Origin of the sequence: Acidovorax delafieldii 2AN, assembly GCF_000175235.1 — a bacterium.
GTDB lineage: Bacteria > Pseudomonadota > Gammaproteobacteria > Burkholderiales > Burkholderiaceae_C > Acidovorax > Acidovorax delafieldii_B.
In genome coordinates, this window is the sequence record NZ_ACQT01000022.1 from 15,618 (window position 1) to 35,500 (window position 19,883).

The following is a 19,883-nucleotide window of genomic DNA, read 5'->3' on the forward strand; positions in this document are numbered from 1 at the left end:
CGCGCGCAGCGCGCACGCGCACGCAAGGCCCTGCGGGCGCCGGGGCATCCCGACTACGAGACAATGCCCCCATGAACCCGCATGCCGACCACCCTCTCGCCCCGCCGCTGGACCTGGCGGGCGATCGCGGCGGTTTTGCGAGCCTGGGCCCGGCCTTCTTCACCCGCCTGGATCCCACGCCCTTGCCCCAGCCCTACTGGGTGGGCATCAGCAGCAGTGTGGCGGAGCTGCTGGACCTGGACGCACAGTGGATGGCATCCGACGAAGCCCTGCAGGTGTTCACGGGCAATGCCTGCCCTGTCGGCAGCCGCCCGCTGGCCAGTGTCTACAGCGGCCACCAATTTGGCGTCTGGGCAGGACAGCTGGGCGATGGCCGCGCCATCCTGCTGGGGGAGACCACCGAAGGGCTGGAAGTGCAGCTCAAGGGCAGCGGCCGCACCCCGTACTCGCGCATGGGCGATGGGCGTGCCGTGCTGCGCTCGAGCATCCGCGAATTTCTCTGCAGCGAAGCCATGCATGCGCTGGGCATACCCACGTCGCGCGCCCTGTGCGTGACGGGCTCACCGGCCCCCGTGCGCCGTGAAGAGACGGAAACCGCCGCCGTCGTGACCCGAGTGGCCCCCAGCTTCGTCCGTTTTGGCCACTTCGAGCATTTCGCCGCGCGCGACATGCAAACGGAGTTGCACGCCCTGGCCGACTATGTGATCGAGCGCTATTACCCGGCCTGCCGCACGGCGCCGCAGCCTGCCAGCAACGCCTACGCAGCCTTGTTGCAGGCCGTGAGCGAGCGCACCGCAACGCTCATGGCGCACTGGCAGGCCGTGGGTTTTTGCCACGGTGTGATGAACACCGACAACATGAGCATCCTGGGCCTGACCATCGACTATGGCCCGTTCCAGTTTCTGGATGCCTTCGTGCCCGGCCATGTCTGCAACCACAGCGACACGCAGGGCCGCTATGCATACAACCGCCAGCCCAACGTGGCTTACTGGAATCTCTTTTGCCTGGCGCAGGCGTTGCTGCCGCTGATCGGCGATGAAGGCGTGGCACGCACGGCCCTCGAGTCATACAAAACCGTCTTCTCCACCAACTTCATGGCCCAGATGCGGCGCAAGCTGGGCCTTGCGGACGCGGCGCCCGCCGACGGTGAACTGATCGATGCCATTTTGCTGCTGCTGGCCAGGGAGGGTGTCGACCACACCATCTTCTGGCGACGCCTTTCGCATGCCGTGGCCCGGCACGATTTCGCGCCAGTGCGAGACCTTTTTCTCGACGGCGCCGGATGGGACCGGTGGTTGCTATCTTATTCGGAGCGCATTGCGCAGACGGATAAAGCGCAATCTGGCGATTTGATGCTGAAAACCAATCCCAAGTTCGTGCTGCGCAACCACTTGGGCGAACAGGCCATCCGGGCGGCGAAACTCGGCGACTTCAGCCCCGTCCAAACCTTGCTGCACCTGCTGGAGCACCCCTTCGACGAACACCCTGGCCATGACGCCTGGGCCGACTTTCCGCCCGACTGGGCCTCTTCCATCGAGATCAGTTGTTCATCATGACCTTTCCAGTCCAGAAGACCGACGCCGAATGGCAAGCCATCCTGCGCGAAAAAGGCGCCGAGCCTGCAGCCCTGCAGGTTACGCGCCATGCCGCCACCGAGCGCCCTTTCACCGGCAAATACGAAGCCCACTGGGCCGATGGCAGCTACCATTGCGTCTGCTGCGGTGCCAAGCTGTTTGACGCGGCCACCAAGTTCGACGCTGGCTGCGGCTGGCCCAGCTTTTCGCAGGCCGTGCCGGGCGCCATCGCCGAAATCGTCGATCGCAGCCACGGCATGGTTCGCACCGAAACCGTGTGTGCACAATGCGGGGCGCACCTGGGCCACGTGTTCGAAGACGGACCGGCCCCGACCGGCCTGCGCTACTGCATGAATTCGGCCTCGCTCGATTTCGAGCCCGAAGCCCCTTGAACCGGCCCCTGCGGCCCCGACCCCCTACCCCGGCGACATGAAACTACTGATCGACTTCTTCCCTATCTTCCTGTTCTTTGCAGCATTCAAGATCTGGGGCATCTACATCGCCACCGCGGTTGCCATTGCAGCCACGGTGCTGCAGATCGGCTACCTGCGCTACAAGCACGGCAAGGTCGAACCCATGCAGTGGCTCAGCCTGGGGGTGATCGTGCTGTTTGGCGGCGCCACCCTGCTGTCGCACAGCGACACCTTCATCAAGTGGAAGCCCACCGTGCTCTACTGGCTGATGGGCAGCGCCCTGCTGGGCGGACAGCTTTTCTTTGGCAAGAATCTGCTCAAGTCCCTGATGGGCAGCCAGATGGAACTGCCCGAATCCGCCTGGCGCACCATGAACTGGAGCTGGACGGGCTTCTTCGCTGCCATGGGCGTGCTCAACCTGTGGGTGGCGTACACCTTCGACACCGACACCTGGGTCACCTTCAAGCTCTTCGGTGGCATGGGCCTGATGTTCGTTTTCGTGCTGGCCCAGGCGCTCTACCTCAGCCGCTACGTAAAAGACACCGAAGAAACCAAGGGACCCCAGGCATGACCAGCCTTGAAAACTCTGCCGTGGCCCCCGCCATGCGCCAGCGCCTCATCGAAAAGCTCTCGCCCACGCAGGTGGAAGTAGTGGATGAAAGCGGCGCCCATGCAGGCCACGCTGGCGCCAATGGCACGGGCTACGGCACGCATTTCAGGGTGCGCATCGCCTCGCCTTTGTTTGCCGGCAAAGGCCGCGTAGCGCAGCACCGCCTTGTGTATGATGCGCTGCAAGAATTTATTGACCAGGGCGTTCACGCCATCGCCATTGAAGTTCTCTGAATCGGCCCCATTTCACCGATTGCCAGCCGTGGGCTGGCAATCACTTTTTCATTTTTTGGATTCCGCATGAAGAAACAGCTCCTGTCCGGCCTTGTGGCCGCTGCCGTGCTGGGCACGATGGCCCTGCCCGTTTCCGCCCAGAACATTGCCATCGTGAATGGCAAGGCCGTGCCCAAAGAGCGCGCCGAAGTCCTGCGGCAGCAGGTGGAGCGGTCCGGCCGCCCCGTGACCCCTGAAATGGAAGGTCAGATCAAGGAAGAAGTGATCGCCCGTGAAATTTTCATGCAGGAAGCGCAAAAGCGTGGCCTGGAGGCGTCGCCCGACTACAAGGTACAGATGGAACTGGCACGCCAGACCATCCTGATCCGCGAACTGTTCGCCGACTACCAGAAGAACAACACCGTTACCGACGCTGAAATCCAGGCCGAATACGACAAGTTCGTGGCAGCCAACAGCGGCAAGGAATACAAAGCCAGCCATATCCTGGTGGAGAAGGAAGCCGACGCCAAGGCCATCATTGCATCCATCAAGAAGGGTGCCAAGTTCGAAGAAATCGCCAAGAAGCAATCCAAGGATCCAGGCTCTGGCGCCAAGGGTGGCGATCTGGACTGGGCCAACCCCGCCAGCTACGTGAGCGAGTTCACCGAAGCCCTCATCAAGCTCGACAAGGGCAAGATGACCGACGCGCCGGTGAAGAGCCAGTTTGGTTGGCACGTGATCCGCCTGGACGATGTGCGCCAAGCCCAGTTGCCCAAGCTCGATGAAGTCAAGCCCCAGATCGCGCAACAGCTGCAACAGCAGAAATTGGCGAAGTTCCAGGAAGAACTGCGCGCCAAAGCCAAGGTGGAGTAAGGCCAAAAGCGCTGAGCGTCCGAACGATTTTTCTGGCGCATTCCCTCAAAAACGCGGCCCAGGCCGCGTTTTTTATAGGCCTGACATGGTGGCCCTGTTTGTCAAACCCATGGTGCAGGCAAGCGAGCCCCGTGGTGTCCGCTGCATACACTTCGTGTTCATGCCGGCGGCACGCTGCATCAACGCTGCATCAACGCTGCATCAACGCTGCATCAACGCTGCATCAACGCTGCATCAACGCTGCATCAACGCTGCATCAACGCTGCATCAACGCTGCAGTAGCCAGCCGGCCGCCATCAGGCCGCCGATCAGAATCGGTTGATGCACCATGTAATAGCTGAGGCTCCAGCGGCCCAACACCGCCAGCGGTTTCAGGGCCGCCGGCACGCTCAGCGACACCACAGGCACGGGCCGGGAAAGCATCCACTGCCCGGCCGCCACACCCCACCAGAGCACCCCCAGCCACGGCAGCACGGGAACATAGTCTTCCGTAAAGGGCTTGCGCGAGACGAGCCCCAGCCAGTTCAGGGCGCGTGTGTTGAACACCTGCGCCCAATCAGCCCCGGCACTAGCAAAAAATAGCTGAGCCCCCCACGGTAGCAGCACCGCCACACCCCCCGCGACCCACAACCAGCGGCCCCAGGCCGCCGTGCAGCGCGCCACCACCAGCATCACGGCCATGCCGTGCAGCACGCCGAAATAGATGAAGCTCTGCGGGAACATCACCAGCGACCCGGCCGTCACCAGCACGGCACAGCCAGCAATCTGAAGCCAGCGGCGCCCAAAGCGAGCCCATCCCTGGCCCTGCTGCAGCGCAATGGCCTGGCCCAGGCCTGCGCAGAAAAGAAAAAGACTGACGATGGCGGTGCGCTGCATCGTCCAGAAAGGGTCTAGCCGGAAATTCTGCGGCCAATAGCCAAAATGGCTGAGATCAAAGGAAAAATGGAAGGCCGTCATCCACAGCATGGCGAAGCCGCGCAGTGCGTCGACGCTGTCGTAGCGTGCGCCGTGCCTTCGTGAGAGCAATAAGGTAGATGGGGCAATCATGGGGCGATAGCGGGCCACTGGACGGATAGCGTGTAGGCGAAGGTACCAAGCCAATGCGGCCGCACGCGCAGGAGTCACTGGTAACGCGCTCGCCAGCATAGCGCGCAAAGCGACGGTGCCGGTCCAGCGGAAGGTGAGGCGCCCTGACCCAGCCAGTAAAAAAGGGCTTGCAGCATCTGCTGCAAGCCCTTCAAACAATGGTCGGAGCGGCGGGATTCGAACTCGCGACCCTCTGCTCCCAAAGCAGATGCGCTACCAGGCTGCGCTACGCTCCGACAACTGGTATTCTAACCCGAATTTCTACCTATTTCGGCACAAACCGGTTTCTTTTCGAGAACTCGCTGCAGGGGGTAAAAACCTGCCAAGTGCACCACTGAAAAATGCCAGATAGAAGCCGGGGTATGGATGGGAAAAGCCCGTCTTTGTGCCACCGACAGAGATCGATGCCTGACAAAGCCGCCGGCACACGCGAATCGACAAATCAGCGGCTGGAGGGACCCGGGCCGCGGCCTGCCAGATGGCGGAAGGTGATGCGCCCCTTGGTCAGGTCATAGGGTGACATTTCAAGCGATACCTTGTCACCCGCCAGAATACGAATGTGGTGCTTGCGCATTTTGCCGCCCGTGTAGGCGATCAGTTGGTGACCATTTTCCAGCGTCACGCGAAAACGCGAGTCGGGCAAGACTTCGGTCACGGAGCCTTGCATTTCAATCAGTTCTTCTTTGGCCATGGTTATCTCTTAAAAACAAATATTTCTGTGGTTGGCGCGCCAGCACATCGTGCATCCACAACCGCCGTTACCGTGCCTGCGGAAGGCTCGGGGCACGGTGCTTTGCGGGCGGGGGAGTCGCTGCACCCGGGGCGCAGATCAGAAAAGAGGCCGGGGGAGACGGCTTCAATGGACAGGCGAGGCGCTGTGCATGAGCCTGTCAATTGTAGCGCGATGTCTCCCAGTGTGCCTATGCCGGGGCAACAGAGTGCCCGCCCCGCGCGGACGCGGCGTCTTCAGGAATCTGCAGGGCCGTGGCAAGCGTGCGCACCAGATCGGTCTGGGTAATGATGCCGACCAGCCGCTGCTGCGGATTCACAATGGGAATGTGGTGGTGCCCCCCATGCGAAAACAGGGGGACCAGATCCATGGCATGCAGGCCCTCTTCCACGACCTGCACCGGGTGCGACATGATCTCGCGCACCAGCGATGGCTGGGCGCCGCGCCCCATCACAAGGGTACGCAACCGCTGCCCCAACCCTTCATGCAGATCCAGGTTGGCCAGCCGCATGAAGTCGGCCACGGTGACAATGCCTACCACCTGGCGGTGTGCGTCAACCACTGGAAGCGCCTTCACCTGTTGGCCGCGCATCAGTGCCCAGGCATCCTTGAGCGACACCCCGGCTTCGACGGCAAAGGGCGGCTTGGACATGATGTCGGCGCAGCGCAACTCGCCCAGCGTACGCTGAAAAGCCGCACGCCCGGCCAACTGCAACAAGCCCTCGAGGTCTTCACGGCTCACATCCAGAAGCTGGTTGTAATGGGACAGGGCGGCATCCACATCCGAAGCGCTGAAATGCCCCGACGCCGGCCCTTGGGCCGACCCGCCACGCCCCCGCTGCGGGTGCGGGTAGTGGCGGCCCGTGAGCGCGTTGTAAGCCATCCCCACCGCCACCAGAACCACGGCATTGAAGCAAATGGGGAACGCCGCCAGGTGCAGCGCATTGCCTTGGGCCATCACCACATAAAGTGCCATGGCGCCGCCCGGAGGGTGCAGGCAGCGCAGGGGTACCATCAGCGCCAGGGCCAGCCCTACGGCCAGCGCCCCGGCAATGGCGGGGTCGGGCACCAGCGCCACGCACGCCCCGCCCACCAGCGCAGACAGCGTACTGCCGCCCACCACGGGCCAAGGCTGGGCCAGCGGGCTGGACGGCATGCCGAACACGAGGATGGCACTGGCCCCGAGCGAGGCCACCATCCAGGGGCCGGCCGCATGGTCCACCGCCCACCACCGGCTCAGCAGCGCGGTGAGCAAGACGCCGAGGGCGGCCCCGGCAATCACCCGCAAACGTTCGCGGCCGTCGATACCCACCGGGGCAGGCCAGAAGTGGCGCAGCCAGCGCACCAGCCGGTCGGTGACGGAAGCGGACGGGGGAACAGGATCAGGGGAAAGTCGACCGGAATCTGGAAGAGGCATGGTGCTGTGGCAGAGCGCTTTGGCACCAACGCACCGCAGCCTGTCGTGTCGCGCCCAGATCAGTGTCCGCCACATACGGACACCCCCTCTGGACTGGGCCAGTATTCTGCCGCAGCCGTCCCGGCCCCGCTGTGTGAGGACGCGATAACCCCGCAGGGCGGCCACCAGACGCCTCCCGCAGGGCGAAAAAAGTCCGCTACCACCTCGGACGCAAAAAAACCGCACCCACCCTCGGTGCCAGGCAGCAACGGGCTGGAACGGCCACGGCACGGCGGTGCCGGTAATGCAGGCACTTGGCAACGGGGGCGCACCCAGGGAGCGAGCCCTCCTCGCCCCTCGCGAGAAAACGGGCTGGGCTGGACGCTCTCCCACCCACAGGCCAGCTCCGCACGCAGCGCTGCATCTCCGGCACTGCCTGTGCCTCGCGAAGAATGGCACTGCCGCCAATCCCGATTCCAGCACAGGAGCTGGCCGATAGAATTGAACGCTTTCGTCATCGAGGGGTGCGCCCGTGTCCGATCGTCTGGCGGTTCTGCCGCAATACCTCATGCCCAAGCGGGCCCTGACCACGCTGGCCGGCAAGTTCGCTTCGGCCGAGCTGGGCGGCGTGACCACATCGGTCATTCGCCGCTTTGTGGCGCGCTACAACGTGAACATGGGCGAGGCTGCCAATCCCGATGTGGCGAGCTACGCATCCTTCAACGATTTTTTCACGCGCGCGCTCCGGCCCGATGCGCGGCCGCTGGCCCTTGCCGACCTGATCTGCCCGGTCGATGGTGCCATCAGCCAGTTCGGAAGCGTTGAGAAGGATCAGATCTTCCAGGCCAAGGGGCACCGTTATTCGACGACGGCCCTGGTCGGTGGCGACGCGGGCCTCGCTGCACGGTTTGACCACGGGCACTTCGCCACGCTGTACCTGAGCCCGCGCGACTACCACCGCATCCACATGCCCTGCGCGGGCCGGCTCACGCGCATGGTGCATGTGCCCGGCGACCTCTTTTCCGTCAATCCCGTCACGGCCCGCGGCGTGCCGGGCCTGTTTGCGCGCAACGAACGCGTGGTGTGCGTCTTTGAAGGAGACCATGGGCGCTTCGTGCTGGTGCTGGTAGGCGCCACCATCGTCGGCAGCATGGCCACCGTGTGGCACGGCCAGGTGAACCCGCCGCGCACGGGGCAGTTGCGCACATGGGATTACGCGCCTGGCCAGGTCAGCCTGCAGCAGGGCGAGGAGATGGGGCGTTTTCTGCTGGGATCAACCGTGGTGATGCTCTTCCCCACAGGCCCGCTGCGCTTCAATTCCGAATGGACGCCGGCCCGGCCCATCCGCTTGGGCGAAGCCATGGCGCAGTACGTGTCCGACTGACTTGTGCATCCGCTTTCGCGGTACCAAGCGCCACCGTACGGCCCGTGGTCGCGGGCGTTCGGGCATGTCGGCCGGGACAGTCAGAAGTGGTCAGGAACCCGGGTGAGCACAAAGGCGGTGGGTGCCAGCGTCAGCAAGTCCGGGTGCACCGGAATCTCATGACCCACCAGGTAGACGCTCAAGGCGTTGCGCCGGATGGCGACATGGCTCACCGTCTCGCGCTTTTGCCTGAACTGCACCGAAACGCCCGCCTTGAACAGGGGCATGTAATAAAAAGCCGCATCGTCCATCGTAGTGCGGCCCCTTCCGCGTTGGCATGATCTGCACTGCGCTCCCCAGTGCAGCGCATGTGTCCGATCCTAGCACCCGGCACCGCCACTAGAGCGCCAATACCCTCTGCGCCCCGCGTCCAGAGGCTGCGCAGGCGTCATTGTTCCGCGTGGGACGACGCAAAGGCAAGCGCTGCCTCCAGCATGCGGCGCAGATGTGGCTGCACCCGGGCGGCCACCTCGGGCAGGTAATGGAACGGCAGAGCCTCCTGCATGTAGCTGCACTGCGTCATCTCCAACTGAACGGCGTGCACGCCCTGCCCCGGCTGGCCGTAGTGGCGCGTGATGTGCCCGCCCTTGAAACGGCCGTTGAGCACGGCGGTGTAGCCCTCGGCATCCTTGGCGATGGCAAGCAGTTGCTGGGCCAGGGCCTCATCGCAGCTTTCGCCGTTGGCCGTGCCCAGGTTCAGGTCCGGCAGCTTGCCCTCGAAGAAGCGCGGCAGCACCGAACGGATCGAATGCGCATCCCACAGCACTGCCACCCCGTGCCGGGCGCGGATGCGGTCGAGCTCGGCGCGCAACTGCGCGTGGTAGGGCGCCCAAACCGCCTCGCGCCGCGCCGCCGTCTCGGCCTCGTCCGGCACATCGCCGCGTGCGTAGATGGGCGTGTCGTCAAACGTGTCCACGGGGCACAGGCCGGTGACGCTCTGGCCGGGATACAGGCTGGCGCCGTCGGGCGGACGGTTCAGGTCCACCACATAGCGCGAATGCGTGGCCACCAGCACGGAGGCGCCCATGTCCTTGGCAAACGCGTACAGGCGTTCCATATGCCAGTCGGTGTCGGGCACGTGGCGGGCGTCTTCGGTGAAGCGCGCCGCCAAGGCGGGCGGCACATAGGTGCCGGCGTGGGGCATGGACACCAGCAGCGGCTGCGTGCCCTGCTGAAAAACGAAGGGAGGGGGGGCGATGTCGGTCATGGCGGTGGCAAATACAAGGGAGGGAACAGGTCAATCGGGTGCAATGGTGGCCGACCGCGCCGCCACAAAAGCCTGGGCAGCCGGTTCGTGCAGCACGTGGCGACCATTGGACACCCTGCGCACGCCGGCCACCCACAGGCTGTCGATGGCTGAAGTGCGGTGGCTGCCGAACACATGGGCCGAGAGCATGCTGTGCGGCGGCAGGTCGCGCAGCGCCACGTGGTGGGCATCGAGCGCCACCATGTCCGCCTGCTGGCCCACAGCCAGTCCTGCAATCGGACGCCCGGCAGCCTGCGACCCGCCTGCCACGGCCTGCAGGGTCATGGCCGTCGCCACCTCGGCATGCCGGGTGCTGGCGAGCACGTTGCGCTGCTGCCGCGACAGGCGCTGGCTGTATTCGAGCATCAGCAATTCCTCTGCCGCATTCACGCAGGCATGGCTGTCGGAGCCCACACCCCAGCGCCCGCCGTGCTGCAGCCAAAGCGGCATGTCGAAGATGCCATCGCCCAGGTTGGCCTCGGTGGTGGGACAGATGCCCGCCACGGCGCCCGTGCGCGCTGCGTCCTGGTACTCCTGCGGGGTCATGTGCGTGGCGTGCACCAGACACCAGCGCTCGTCCACGGGGGCGTTCTCCAGCAGCCACTGCACCGGGCGCTGGCCGCTCCAGGCCACACAATCCTGAACCTCTTGCGTCTGCTCGGCAATGTGGATGTGAATGGGCGCCTGCGCGTTGAGCGCCGTGAGGCCCTGCACCGCAACTTCCAGACTGCCGGGCGGCACCGCGCGCAGCGAGTGCGGCGCCAGCCCCAAAACGGCCGCTTGCGCTCTTGCAGCAGGTACAAGGCGTTCCAACAATGAGAGCATGTTGTCCGTGCTGCGAATGAAGCGGGCCTGGTCCGCACGCGGTGGCTTGGCACCAAAACCACTCGTCTGGTACAGCACCGGCAGCAGCGTGATGCCGATGCCCGCACTCTGCGCCGCACGCAGCAGGGCCAGCGAGAGCGTGGCGTCATCGGCATAGGGCGTGCCGTCCTGGTCGTGGTGCACGTAGTGGAACTCGCACACGCTGGTGTAGCCCGCCTCCAGCATCTCCACGTACAGCCAGGTCGCAATGGCCTCCAGCGACTCGGGCGTAATGCGTGCCGCAAAGCGGTACATCAGGTTGCGCCAGCTCCAGAAGCTATCCTGGCTTTCGCCCCGGTATTCGGTCAGGCCCACAAACGCGCGCTGGAAGGCGTGCGAGTGCAGATTGGGCATGCCGGGCAACACGGGGCCCGGGGCCATGGCGGCACCATTTGGCTGGGCGTTGGGCGCGACGGCAGTGATGCGCCCTGCCCCATCCCATGTGATCAGCACGTTGCGCGCCCAGCCCGTGGGCAGCAGTGCATCGGCGGCGAACAGTTGTTGCGTCATGGCATGACTCCGTGAATGCGCCCTTGCCGCACGATGGTGCAGGCAGGCTTTTGGCCCAGCCAGTAGGCCAGTTCGGCCGCCTCGCCCACCGGCCACAGCACAAAGTGGGCGGGCCTGCCGGATGCGATGAGGCCGTGGGTGTCTTGCAGGCCGAGCGCGCGTGCAGCGTGGGTGGTGATGCCCGCTAGCGCCTCGGGCACTGTCAGACGGAACAGCGTGCAGGCCATGTTGACCATGAGCAGCAGGCTCAGCGCGGGCGAGGTACCCGGGTTGTGGTCGGTGGAGACGGCCATGGGCACACCCGCTGCGCGCAGTGCCGCGATGGGCGGCAGGTGCGTGTCGCGCAGCGTGTAGTAGGCGCCGGGCAGCAGCACGGCCACAGTGCCTGCGGCTTTCATCGCAGCGATGCCGTCGGCCGACAGGTGCTCAATGTGGTCACACGACAGCGCACCGTAGCGCGCAGCGAGTGCCGAGCCGCCCATGTCGGACAGTTGCTCCGCATGCAGCTTGACGGGGATGCCGAGCTTGCGCGCGGCCTGGAAGACCTGCTCGGTCTCGGCCAGCGTAAAGGCGATGCGTTCGCAGAACACATCCACGGCATCCACCAGGCCTTCGGCGGCCAGTGCGGGCAGCATGTCGTTGCAGACGAGGTCGGTGTAGTCCTGGCTACCTCCAGGTTGGCCTGCATATTCGGGCGGCAGCGCATGCGCGCCAAGGAAGGTGGTGCGCACCGTGACGCCAAAGGCCTCGCCCAGGCGGCGGGCCACGCGCAGCTGCTTGCGTTCGTGCTCCAGCGCCAGTCCGTAGCCGGACTTGATCTCGATGGCACACACGCCCTCATCCAGCAGCGCCTGCAGGCGCGGCGCGGCCAGGGCAAAGAGCTCGTCTTCGCTGGCCTCGCGTGTGGCGCGCACCGACGACACGATGCCCCCGCCCGCCTTGGCCACCTCTTCATACGTCGCACCTGCGAGCCGCATCGCGAACTCGTTGGCGCGCTGCCCGCCGTACACCAGGTGGGTGTGGCAATCGACCAGCCCGGGGGTGGCGATGGCGCCCTGGCCGTCAAAGCGGGGCAAGGCGGCAAAGGCTGCTGGCACCTGGGCCTGCGGGCCCACCCACTGCACGGCGCCGCCCTGCACCACCACACACGCCAGCTCGCCCTCAGGCATCGGCGCATCCGTCGCCCACAACGCGGCCACGGGCCGCAGGTTGGTCCACACGCCATCGGCACTGGGTGCGGAAGATGCTGGCGGGACAACGCCCTGCTTGTTGCTACCTGCTGCTGTGTTCATGGATTGATTTGCTATCATTTATATAGCCAATGGAGCATATTCCACTAGCGCTTGCAGCCCATTTGATTCAAATTATGGTACAGAGCCCCTGCGCAAGGCCACCCAGGCCAGCACGGGTGCATCGTCGGCAGACCCACCGCTTTCGGCGCGGCGCACAGGGGTGATCGACGGCGCTGTTTCTCCCCCTTCGTTCACCCACCACAGACCCTGCCCCACTGCCAGCATCCGCACTTGTTGGGTATCGCAGTCCTCGCATCGCCAGGCGCCCTGCAGCACCATGCACAGGCCCGCTGCAGCCCCCTCAGCGGGCGGCGACACATCGCGCAGCACCTTCAGGTTCCCGGTCCACTCACCCCGGCGCAGCATCAGGTTGAAGTCGGTGGAAACACCGCCCAGCATGCGGCAGTCCACCGGCTCTTCGCCGGAGAACGCAAACGGCTCCCAGCGGTGCGTCAGCGCGTGCTGCCAATGTCCTTCTGCGCCTTGCAGATGTACGCCATCGCCATCCAGCAACATGATTTGCCGATCCACCCCCACAAAGGCCGAGAAAGGCCCGGGGCGTGCAATGGTGGCAACGCTCACGCGCCATGCAAAGCTGTCCATGCCCGCGCCGGGCGGCCAGCACGCCAGCTCGCGTGTGCTGCCGCCGCCGTTCTTCCACGGCACTGGCGGCGTGGAGGCCAGGTCCAGAAACTGCTTCACGCCCGTTCACCCTGCGGCACACCGTTCCCGTCCACCAGCAGCGGGAACAGCGGGTGGTCCATGGCTGCCCCAGCGGGCAGCTGGTCCGCCAGCCCCGGGAACTCGGGCGAGGTCGTCCACGGCCTTGGCGCGTGGCGGGTGTCGTCGCCCAAGAACCGCACCGAGAACACGCGGCGCCGGTTGGGCCCCTCCACCCCGCCGGACGCATGCAGCGTGAGCATGTGAAAACACACAACGTCGCCCGGCTCGATCTCCCAGCCCACGATGGGAAAAGCGTCGCGATTGGCCTCGACGTTGGGCAGGTCCTGCAGGCTGCCTTCAGGGAACCACTTGGCCTGGTTGTCCATGAAGGTGCGCGGCATGAGCCAGGGCCCCTGGTGCGATCCCGCCACAAACTCCAGCGTGGCCGCACGCGAGACCGGGTCCACTGGTATCCACATGCTCACGTTCTGCCTGCCTTCGATGTTGTAGTAAGGCTGGTCCTGGTGCCAGGGCGTCTTCTGGCGCGTGCCAGGCTCCTTCACCAGCACATGGTCGTGGTACAGCCGCACGGTGCGTGACTGCATCAGGCGCTGCGCGGCCAGGGCCAGCGGCGTGTCGCGCACAAAGCGGCCAAACTGCGGGATGTCCTGCCAGTTGCAGAAGTCCTCGAAGAAGCGGCCCGGGTCATCCGGCCTGCTGGCCACTTTGGCGCGCGGGCTGGGCGCGGCCAGGTTGGCGTCGATGCCGTCGCGCAGCAGCGCGACCTCTTCGGGCGTGAGCAGCTGCTTGATGCAGATGGCGCCGTCGCGGTCAAACCGCGCGATGTCGTCGGCGGTCAGGCGCTCCTGCAAGCGCTGTTGAAAGTGCTGTTGTTGGATCAGGTCACTGGCATGTGAAACCGGGTGCATACGAGCTGTCTCCTTGTAGGCTATTGACCGTTGTCGTCCATCACGCACACCCAGCCTCAGGCGCGCGTGAGCACCGCCTGCAGAAAGGAGCGCGTGCGCTCCTGCGTGGGGTTGGTGAAGATGGTGGCAGGCTGACCGGACTCGATGATCCCGCCGCCGTCCATCACCACCACCACGTCGCCCACCTCGCGTGCAAAGTCCATTTCGTGCGTCACGACCATCATGGTCATGCCTTCGCTGGCCAGCAGCTTCATGACTTGCAGCACCTCGCCCACCAGCTCCGGGTCCAGCGCCGACGTGGGCTCGTCGAACAGCATCACGCGCGGCTCCATGGCCAGCGCGCGGGCAATGGCCACGCGCTGCTTTTGCCCGCCCGACAGGCTGGCAGGCATGGCCAAAGCCTTGTGCGCCAGGCCCACCTTGGTCAGCAGGGCCTGTGCGCGCTCCTCGGCCTCCTTGCGCGAGAGGCCGCGCAGCTTGCGCGGGCCCAGCGTGACGTTGTCGAGCACCGACAGGTGCGGAAACAGGTTGAACGACTGGAACACCATGCCCACTTCTTCGCGCAGGGCGTTCAGGTCATGGTCGGGCAGCATACGGCCGTCCTGCACCAGTGTGCGGCCACAGATCTCGACCGTGCCGCCTTCAGGTTGCTCCAGCCCGTTGCAGCAGCGCAAAAAGGTGCTCTTGCCCGAGCCGCTGGGCCCGATGACCACCACCACCTGCGACGGCAGCACGTCAAAGTCGATGCCGTTCAGCACCACGTGGCTGCCAAACGACTTGCGCAGTCCGCGAATGCGCACGATGGGCTCGGCGGATGGGCTTGCTCCAGTCATTACAGAATTTTTCTTCATTGCACCATCCCCCCGGCACGCAGGCGCAGCTCCATGCGTCGCAGCACCAGCGAAGTGACACCCGTGAGGATGAAATACACCACCGCAATCGCCAGGTACACCTCCAGCGAGCGGTACGACACACTGATGATCTTCTGCCCTTCGTGCATCAGGTCGTGGATGGTGAGCAGCGACACCAGCGCCGAGTTCTTGATCAGCGCGATGAACTCATTGCCCAGCGGAGGAATCATGCGCACCACGGCCTGCGGCAGCACCACGGTGCGCATGGCCAGGCCCGACGACATGCCAATGGAACGCGCCGCCTCCATCTGTCCCTTGTCAATGGACTGGATGGCGCCGCGCACCACCTCGGACACATAGGCGCCCGAGTAGATGCCCAGGCCAATCACGCCACACACGAAAGCAGGCAGCAGGATGCCAAACTGCGGCAGGCCAAAGAACAGGATGAACAGCTGCACCAGCAGCGGCGTGCCGCGTATCGCGGCCACGTAGGCAGTGCACAGGGCATAGACCACGCGGCGCTTGGGGTTCAGGCGGCCAATGCCCACCAGCAGCCCCATGACGCAGCCCAGCAGCAACGAGGCGGCCGTGATTTCCACAGTGACCACCGCACCCGCCAGCAACTGGGGCAACCCGGCCCAGACAGGAGAAAAATCGAGTTCCATGGCTCAGTTCGGCAACGTTAGGTTGCTGTTTACTTGGTAGCGCTGTTGCTGAACCACTTCTTGACGATGGCCGCATAGGTGCCGTCGGCCTTGAGTTTGTTGATGGCACCGTTGAAGGCCTTCGTCAGCTCAGGCGTGTCCTTGCGCAGGGCCATGCCGTACTCTTCGGTGGTGAGCTGCTCGTCGAGCACGCGCAGGCCCGGACGGGTGCGCACATACTGGAAGGCGGCGGGCTTGCCCGTCACAGCGGCATCAGCGCGGCCGATGTCCACCAGGTTGAACATCTCCTGGTTCTTTTCGACCTCGACACGCTGCACCTTGGGGAATTTTTCGGTCAGGTACGCCACCGACTTGGTGCCCACCTGCACGCTGACCTTCTTGCCGTCCAGGTCGGCCAGCTTGTTGATGGCCTTGTTGTCGGCCTTCACCATCACCACCAGGCCACCGGCGTAGTAGGAATCGGTGAAGTCCACCACCTTCTTGCGCTCGTCGGTGATGTAGATGGCCGAGACCGCCATGTCAAAACGCTTCGAGATCAGGCCGGGAATCAGGCCCTTGAAGTCGATGTCCACCCACTCGACCTGCTTGCCCATGGTCTTGGCAATGGCCTCCACCAGCTCGATGTCGAAGCCCGTGCGTTTTCCGTTTTCGACAAACTCCATGGGCGGGAACGTGGCATCAGTGCCCACACGCAGGACGTTGTCCTGGGCCTGTACACCCGTGGTGCAGAGGGCTGCGGCGGCCAGGCTGGCCAGAAGAAGGTTGCGGCGAAGGTTCATGGGGAAAGCTCCTGAGGAGGGGTGAGGGAAAATCAGGGAGAAGTGAGCTGGCGAGAGATGCGCGCTGCGGCGACGACGGCCATGCCGGTGAGTGCGGTCTCCTGCCCCTGGGCCCGCAAGATCGGGGCCATCAGGGTGATGGCCCCGGCGGCCTGCCGGGGAGAACCGAACACGGGCACGCTGACGCCCCAGACACCGGCATCCACTTCGCCAGAGCTGACGGCGTAACCCGCCTTGGCAATGCCTTCCAGCTCGGTCAGCGCCGCCTGGCGCTCAGCCGTGTCTGCGCCGTAGTGCAGGTCCAGAATGGCATTGCGCGTGGCCGGGGCCACGTGGGCAAGCAGGCACTTGGCGGAGGCCCCCGCGCGAAGCGGCACGCTGCGCCCTTTTTCAAACGAGCAGCGCAGGGCCTGCGTGCTGTCCACCATGTCCAGGCACACCACGCTGTCATTCACGGCCACCACCAGCCCCACGCTCTCGTGGGACTGCCGGGCCAGGGCCTGCATGTCCGGCCGCGCGTGGTGCACCAGATGCGACGCCATGTCAAAGCCCAGCGCCAGTTGCAGGCTCAGCGGCCCGGGCGCATAGTGCCCGCTGCTCTCCAGCACAAAGCCCCACAGCTTGAGCCGCGCCAGCTGCCGGTACAGCGTGCTGCGGGCCAGGCCCGTGGCCTCCACCAGCTCGGCAGCCGACATGGGCTGCCCGTGCTGCGCCAGCACCGCCAGCACGTGCAGAACACGGTCGGCGGCGGCAACGGAGGTGGGTCCACGGGTGGGCATGGACTCAGTATCAAAGGATTGCAGCGGCATTCAAACCCAACATTCCCAACGAATGGGAATGCAGTTCCCTTTTTTCACATTCCTGTCATTCCCTCCCTCGCCCCTTCACTTCACCATGGGCAGCTTCAGGCCCTGCTTCTTGGCCGTCTCCACCGCCAGTTCGTAGCCCGCGTCGGCATGGCGCATCACGCCGCTGCCGCAGTCGTTGACCAGCACATTGGCAAGGCGTTGGGCCGCGGCTTCCGTGCCGTCGGCCACGATGACCATGCCCGAGTGCTGCGAGTAGCCCATGCCCACGCCCCCGCCGTGGTGCAGGCTGACCCAGGTGGCGCCGCCCGAGGTGTTGAGCAGCGCGTTGAGCAGCGGCCAATCGCTCACGGCGTCGGTGCCGTCCTTCATGCCTTCGGTCTCGCGGTTGGGGCTGGCCACGCTGCCGGTGTCCAGGTGGTCGCGGCCGATCACGATGGGGGCCTTCAGCTCGCCGTTCTTCACCATCTCGTTGAAGGCCAGGCCCGCGATGTGGCGCTCGCCCAGGCCCAGCCAGCAGATGCGTGCGGGCAGGCCCTGGAAGGCGATGCGCTGGCCCGCCATTTCAAGCCAGCGGTGCACGTGTTTGTTCTCGGGGAACAGTTCCTTGATCTTGGCGTCGGTCTTGCGGATGTCCTCCGGGTCACCCGACAGGGCCACCCAACGGAACGGGCCCTTGCCTTCGCAGAACAGCGGGCGGATATAGGCGGGCACAAAGCCGGGGAAGTCGAAGGCGTCCTTCACGCCTTCGTCAAACGCCACCTGGCGGATGTTGTTGCCGTAGTCCACCACCGGGATGCCCATGTGCTGGAAGTCGAGCATGGCCTGCACATGCACGGCGCAGGACTTGGCAGCGGCTTTCTTCAGCACTTCATGCTGGGTCACATCCTGCTGCGCGGCGCGCCACTGCGCCACCGTCCAGCCCGCGGGCAGGTAGCCGTTGACGAGGTCGTGGGCCGAGGTCTGGTCGGTCACCAGGTCGGGCTTCAAGCCACCGGCCTTGGCACGGCGCACCAGCTCGGGCAGGATTTCTGCGGCGTTGCCCAGCAGGGCGATCGATACGGCCTCTTTGGCTGCGGTGTGCTGCTGGATCAGCTCCAACGCGTGGTCGATGTCACGCGCCTGCTTGTCCACATAGCGCGTGCGCAGGCGGAAGTCGATGCTGCTTTGCTGGCATTCGATGTTGAGCGACACCGCGCCCGCGAACGTGGCGGCCAGCGGCTGCGCGCCGCCCATGCCGCCCAGGCCTGCTGTCAGGATCCAGCGCCCTTCCAGCGAGCCACCAAAGTGCTTGCGGCCCGCCTCAGCAAAGGTCTCGTACGTGCCTTGCACGATGCCTTGCGTGCCGATGTAGATCCAGCTGCCCGCCGTCATCTGGCCATACATGAACAGGCCCTTTTGGTCCAGCTCGCTGAAGTGCTCCCAGTTGGCCCACTTGGGCACTAGATTGGAGTTGGCCAGCAGCACGCGGGGCGCATTGGCGTGGGTCTTGAACACGCCCACGGGCTTGCCGGACTGGATGAGCAGGGTCTCGTCGTCATTCAGGTCCTTGAGCGAGGCGAGGATCTGGTCAAAACATTCCCAGTTGCGCGCGGCACGGCCAATGCCGCCGTACACCACCAGGTCCTGCGGGCGCTCGGCCACCTCGGGGTCGAGGTTGTTCTGGATCATGCGGTAGGCGGCCTCGGTGAGCCAGCTTTTGCAAGTGAGCTGGCTGCCGCGCGGCGCGCGGATCACGCGGCTGGCGTCGTGGCGGGGGTCGTTGTTGGAGGCGGCGGCGATGATGGCGTCGTTGGCGTTCATGGTGGGCTCCTGTGAATCAATGGGGTATGCGTAGAGAAAATCAGGCGAAGCTGGGCAGGCACTGGGTGAGCGCTGCAGGCCAGGTGGACTGCTGGGCCCATGCGCGCATGGCTTCGATGTCGGGGGCGAGGTAACGGTCCTGCTCCAGGTAGGCCACGCGCTCGCGGATGGCGGCGAATTGCGCTTCGATGAGGGGCGAGGATTGGAGGCTGCGGTCGAACTCCATGCCCTGCGCGGCCGCCATGGCCTCGATGCCGACCATCACCGCCGCATTGCGCACCATGTCGCCCAGGCGCCGCGCGCCGTACGTGGCCATGGAGACATGGTCCTCCTGGTTGGCCGAGGTCGGCAGGCTGGTCACGCTGCTGGGGTTGGCCAGGCACTGGTTCTCGGCCGCCAATGCGGCGGCGGTGACCTGGGCGATCATGAAGCCCGAGTTCACGCCGCTGTCGAGGATCAGGAAGGCGGGCAGGCCCGAGAGGCCCGGGTCCAGCAGCAACGACAGGCGACGCTCAGAGATGGCACCGATCTCGGCCACGGCCAGCGCAATGATGTCGGCCACAAAGGCCACGGGCTCGGCGTGGAAGTTGCCGCCAGAGATCACGTCGCCGTTGTCGAACACCAGGGGGTTGTCGGAAGCCGCATTGGCCTCAATGGTCAGCACGCGCGCGGCGTGGTGCAGGTTGTCCAGGCACGCGCCCATCACCTGCGGCACGCAGCGGATGGAGTACGGGTCTTGCACGCGGCCGCAGTTCGGGTGCGAAGGGTCGATGGCGCTGCCGTCGAGCAGCGCACGCACGGCAGCGGCCACGGCGATCTGCCCGGCCTGGCCACGTGCCTCGTGGATGCGTGCATCAAAGGGTTTGACCGAACCCTTGATGGCTTCGAGCGACAGGCAGCCCGCAACCAGCGCGGCGGCAAAGACGCTCTCGGCGCCAAACAGCCCGGCCAGTGCAAGTGCGGTGGACACCTGCGTGCCGTTGAGCAGCGCGAGCCCTTCCTTGGGGCCCAGCACAAACGGCTGCAAACCGATGGAGCGCATGGCCTCTGCCCCCGGCACCACCTTGCCGTCCACCTTGGCCTGGCCTTCACCAATCAGCACACAAGCCATGTGCGCCAGCGGCGCCAGGTCGCCCGACGCGCCCACCGAGCCTTTGG

21 protein-coding genes and 1 tRNA gene are annotated in these 19,883 nt (G+C 65.2%); 6 read left to right on the plus strand and 16 right to left on the minus strand.

All coding sequences use genetic code 11. From position 1 onward, the window contains the following. The first annotated feature begins 71 nt into the window (after positions 1-71). The 5 genes from ACDELDRAFT_RS05740 to ACDELDRAFT_RS05760 all read left to right on the plus strand — a co-directional run bounded on the left by ACDELDRAFT_RS05740 (position 72) and on the right by ACDELDRAFT_RS05760 (position 3,682). Positions 72-1,556 carry a protein adenylyltransferase SelO gene (locus ACDELDRAFT_RS05740; protein WP_005794415.1) on the plus strand — a complete coding sequence of 495 codons (1,485 nt, stop codon included), beginning with the start codon at positions 72-74 and terminating at the stop codon, positions 1,554-1,556. Further along, on the plus strand, positions 1,553-1,966 hold the full coding sequence (gene msrB, locus ACDELDRAFT_RS05745) for a peptide-methionine (R)-S-oxide reductase MsrB (RefSeq protein WP_005794417.1): 414 nt from the start codon (positions 1,553-1,555) through the stop codon (positions 1,964-1,966). The genes ACDELDRAFT_RS05740 and msrB overlap by 4 nt, the downstream gene beginning before the upstream one ends. 37 nt (positions 1,967-2,003) lie before the next feature. Next, positions 2,004-2,558 (plus strand): septation protein A, encoded by a 555-nt coding sequence (locus tag ACDELDRAFT_RS05750; RefSeq protein WP_005794418.1) that lies wholly within the window; start codon positions 2,004-2,006, stop codon positions 2,556-2,558. Continuing rightward, positions 2,555-2,830, plus strand: coding sequence for a BolA family protein (locus ACDELDRAFT_RS05755; RefSeq protein WP_005794420.1), 276 nt, complete (start codon positions 2,555-2,557; stop codon positions 2,828-2,830). The genes ACDELDRAFT_RS05750 and ACDELDRAFT_RS05755 overlap by 4 nt, the downstream gene beginning before the upstream one ends. A gap of 66 nt (positions 2,831-2,896) precedes the next feature. Beyond that, positions 2,897-3,682, plus strand: coding sequence for a foldase protein PrsA (locus ACDELDRAFT_RS05760; protein WP_005794421.1), 786 nt, complete (start codon positions 2,897-2,899; stop codon positions 3,680-3,682). 267 nt (positions 3,683-3,949) lie between these two features. Here ACDELDRAFT_RS05760 and ACDELDRAFT_RS05765 read toward each other — a convergent pair whose 3' ends face one another. The 4 genes from ACDELDRAFT_RS05765 to ACDELDRAFT_RS05780 all read right to left on the minus strand — a co-directional run bounded on the left by ACDELDRAFT_RS05765 (position 3,950) and on the right by ACDELDRAFT_RS05780 (position 6,915). Further along, positions 3,950-4,729, minus strand: a complete 780-nt coding sequence (locus ACDELDRAFT_RS05765) for a heparan-alpha-glucosaminide N-acetyltransferase (RefSeq protein WP_005794424.1) — start codon at positions 4,727-4,729, stop codon at positions 3,950-3,952. Between the two features lie 198 nt (positions 4,730-4,927). Then, positions 4,928-5,004, minus strand: a tRNA-Pro gene (locus ACDELDRAFT_RS05770). Positions 5,005-5,210: 206 nt separating this feature from the next. Next, positions 5,211-5,459, minus strand: a complete 249-nt coding sequence (gene infA, locus ACDELDRAFT_RS05775) for a translation initiation factor IF-1 (protein WP_005794426.1) — start codon at positions 5,457-5,459, stop codon at positions 5,211-5,213. Positions 5,460-5,688: 229 nt separating this feature from the next. Further along, complete coding sequence (locus ACDELDRAFT_RS05780; protein WP_100084409.1) at positions 5,689-6,915, minus strand: HPP family protein; 1,227 nt, start codon at positions 6,913-6,915, stop codon at positions 5,689-5,691. A 511-nt stretch (positions 6,916-7,426) separates the two neighbouring features. Between ACDELDRAFT_RS05780 and asd the strand changes: the two genes are divergently transcribed. Beyond that, positions 7,427-8,278 (plus strand): archaetidylserine decarboxylase, encoded by an 852-nt coding sequence (gene asd / locus ACDELDRAFT_RS05785; protein ID WP_005794428.1) that lies wholly within the window; start codon positions 7,427-7,429, stop codon positions 8,276-8,278. An 80-nt stretch (positions 8,279-8,358) separates the two neighbouring features. Here the strand turns inward: asd and ACDELDRAFT_RS05790 are convergent, their stop codons facing one another. The 12 genes from ACDELDRAFT_RS05790 to ACDELDRAFT_RS05845 form a co-directional block, all read right to left on the minus strand. Continuing rightward, complete coding sequence (locus tag ACDELDRAFT_RS05790) at positions 8,359-8,568, minus strand: hypothetical protein (protein WP_005794431.1); 210 nt, start codon at positions 8,566-8,568, stop codon at positions 8,359-8,361. A gap of 137 nt (positions 8,569-8,705) precedes the next feature. Beyond that, complete coding sequence (hutG, locus tag ACDELDRAFT_RS05795) at positions 8,706-9,524, minus strand: N-formylglutamate deformylase (protein ID WP_005794433.1); 819 nt, start codon at positions 9,522-9,524, stop codon at positions 8,706-8,708. 30 nt (positions 9,525-9,554) lie between these two features. Beyond that, the gene (locus ACDELDRAFT_RS05800) at positions 9,555-10,937 is read right to left on the minus strand and encodes a formimidoylglutamate deiminase (RefSeq protein ID WP_005794435.1); all 1,383 of its coding nucleotides are present in this window, start codon (positions 10,935-10,937) and stop codon (positions 9,555-9,557) included. After that, entirely contained in the window at positions 10,934-12,229 is a 1,296-nt protein-coding gene (hutI, locus tag ACDELDRAFT_RS05805; RefSeq protein ID WP_005794437.1) for an imidazolonepropionase, read from the minus strand. Before hutI ends, ACDELDRAFT_RS05800 begins: the two co-directional genes overlap by 4 nt. A 72-nt stretch (positions 12,230-12,301) precedes the next feature. Further along, positions 12,302-12,931, minus strand: coding sequence for a HutD/Ves family protein (locus tag ACDELDRAFT_RS05810; protein ID WP_005794438.1), 630 nt, complete (start codon positions 12,929-12,931; stop codon positions 12,302-12,304). Then, positions 12,928-13,821 (minus strand): phytanoyl-CoA dioxygenase family protein, encoded by an 894-nt coding sequence (locus ACDELDRAFT_RS05815; RefSeq protein WP_005794440.1) that lies wholly within the window; start codon positions 13,819-13,821, stop codon positions 12,928-12,930. Before ACDELDRAFT_RS05815 ends, ACDELDRAFT_RS05810 begins: the two co-directional genes overlap by 4 nt. Positions 13,822-13,877: 56 nt before the next feature. Next, a complete protein-coding gene (locus ACDELDRAFT_RS05820; RefSeq protein ID WP_040328237.1) occupies positions 13,878-14,654 on the minus strand; it encodes an amino acid ABC transporter ATP-binding protein in 777 nt (258 codons plus the stop codon). Between the two features lie 14 nt (positions 14,655-14,668). After that, complete coding sequence (locus ACDELDRAFT_RS05825) at positions 14,669-15,337, minus strand: amino acid ABC transporter permease (protein WP_005794443.1); 669 nt, start codon at positions 15,335-15,337, stop codon at positions 14,669-14,671. 29 nt (positions 15,338-15,366) lie between these two features. Beyond that, positions 15,367-16,116 (minus strand): glutamine ABC transporter substrate-binding protein, encoded by a 750-nt coding sequence (locus ACDELDRAFT_RS05830; RefSeq protein ID WP_005794445.1) that lies wholly within the window; start codon positions 16,114-16,116, stop codon positions 15,367-15,369. 32 nt (positions 16,117-16,148) lie between these two features. Continuing rightward, entirely contained in the window at positions 16,149-16,895 is a 747-nt protein-coding gene (locus ACDELDRAFT_RS05835) for an IclR family transcriptional regulator (RefSeq protein ID WP_085943596.1), read from the minus strand. Between the two features lie 105 nt (positions 16,896-17,000). Next, positions 17,001-18,725, minus strand: coding sequence for a urocanate hydratase (hutU, locus tag ACDELDRAFT_RS05840; RefSeq protein WP_005794449.1), 1,725 nt, complete (start codon positions 18,723-18,725; stop codon positions 17,001-17,003). A gap of 40 nt (positions 18,726-18,765) precedes the next feature. Next, positions 18,766-19,883: histidine ammonia-lyase (locus ACDELDRAFT_RS05845; RefSeq protein ID WP_005794451.1), on the minus strand; the 1,118-nt coding region annotated here is incomplete at its 5' end.

Coding starts and splice junctions, on each gene's coding strand:
- ACDELDRAFT_RS05755 (WP_005794420.1), top strand. CDS start 2,555: ATGACCAGCCTTGAAAACTCTGCCGTGGCCCCCGCCATGCGCCAGCGC.
- ACDELDRAFT_RS05740 (WP_005794415.1), top strand. CDS start 72: ATGAACCCGCATGCCGACCACCCTCTCGCCCCGCCGCTGGACCTGGCG.
- ACDELDRAFT_RS05765 (WP_005794424.1), bottom strand. CDS start 4,729: ATGATTGCCCCATCTACCTTATTGCTCTCACGAAGGCACGGCGCACGC.
- hutI (WP_005794437.1), bottom strand. CDS start 12,229: ATGAACACAGCAGCAGGTAGCAACAAGCAGGGCGTTGTCCCGCCAGCA.
- ACDELDRAFT_RS05800 (WP_005794435.1), bottom strand. CDS start 10,937: ATGACGCAACAACTGTTCGCCGCCGATGCACTGCTGCCCACGGGCTGG.
- ACDELDRAFT_RS05760 (WP_005794421.1), top strand. CDS start 2,897: ATGAAGAAACAGCTCCTGTCCGGCCTTGTGGCCGCTGCCGTGCTGGGC.
- hutG (WP_005794433.1), bottom strand. CDS start 9,524: ATGACCGACATCGCCCCCCCTCCCTTCGTTTTTCAGCAGGGCACGCAG.
- msrB (WP_005794417.1), top strand. CDS start 1,553: ATGACCTTTCCAGTCCAGAAGACCGACGCCGAATGGCAAGCCATCCTG.
- ACDELDRAFT_RS05820 (WP_040328237.1), bottom strand. CDS start 14,654: ATGACTGGAGCAAGCCCATCCGCCGAGCCCATCGTGCGCATTCGCGGA.
- ACDELDRAFT_RS05825 (WP_005794443.1), bottom strand. CDS start 15,337: ATGGAACTCGATTTTTCTCCTGTCTGGGCCGGGTTGCCCCAGTTGCTG.
- hutU (WP_005794449.1), bottom strand. CDS start 18,725: ATGAACGCCAACGACGCCATCATCGCCGCCGCCTCCAACAACGACCCC.
- ACDELDRAFT_RS05780 (WP_100084409.1), bottom strand. CDS start 6,915: ATGCCTCTTCCAGATTCCGGTCGACTTTCCCCTGATCCTGTTCCCCCG.
- infA (WP_005794426.1), bottom strand. CDS start 5,459: ATGGCCAAAGAAGAACTGATTGAAATGCAAGGCTCCGTGACCGAAGTC.
- ACDELDRAFT_RS05790 (WP_005794431.1), bottom strand. CDS start 8,568: ATGGACGATGCGGCTTTTTATTACATGCCCCTGTTCAAGGCGGGCGTT.
- ACDELDRAFT_RS05830 (WP_005794445.1), bottom strand. CDS start 16,116: ATGAACCTTCGCCGCAACCTTCTTCTGGCCAGCCTGGCCGCCGCAGCC.
- ACDELDRAFT_RS05750 (WP_005794418.1), top strand. CDS start 2,004: ATGAAACTACTGATCGACTTCTTCCCTATCTTCCTGTTCTTTGCAGCA.
- ACDELDRAFT_RS05815 (WP_005794440.1), bottom strand. CDS start 13,821: ATGCACCCGGTTTCACATGCCAGTGACCTGATCCAACAACAGCACTTT.
- ACDELDRAFT_RS05835 (WP_085943596.1), bottom strand. CDS start 16,895: ATGCCCACCCGTGGACCCACCTCCGTTGCCGCCGCCGACCGTGTTCTG.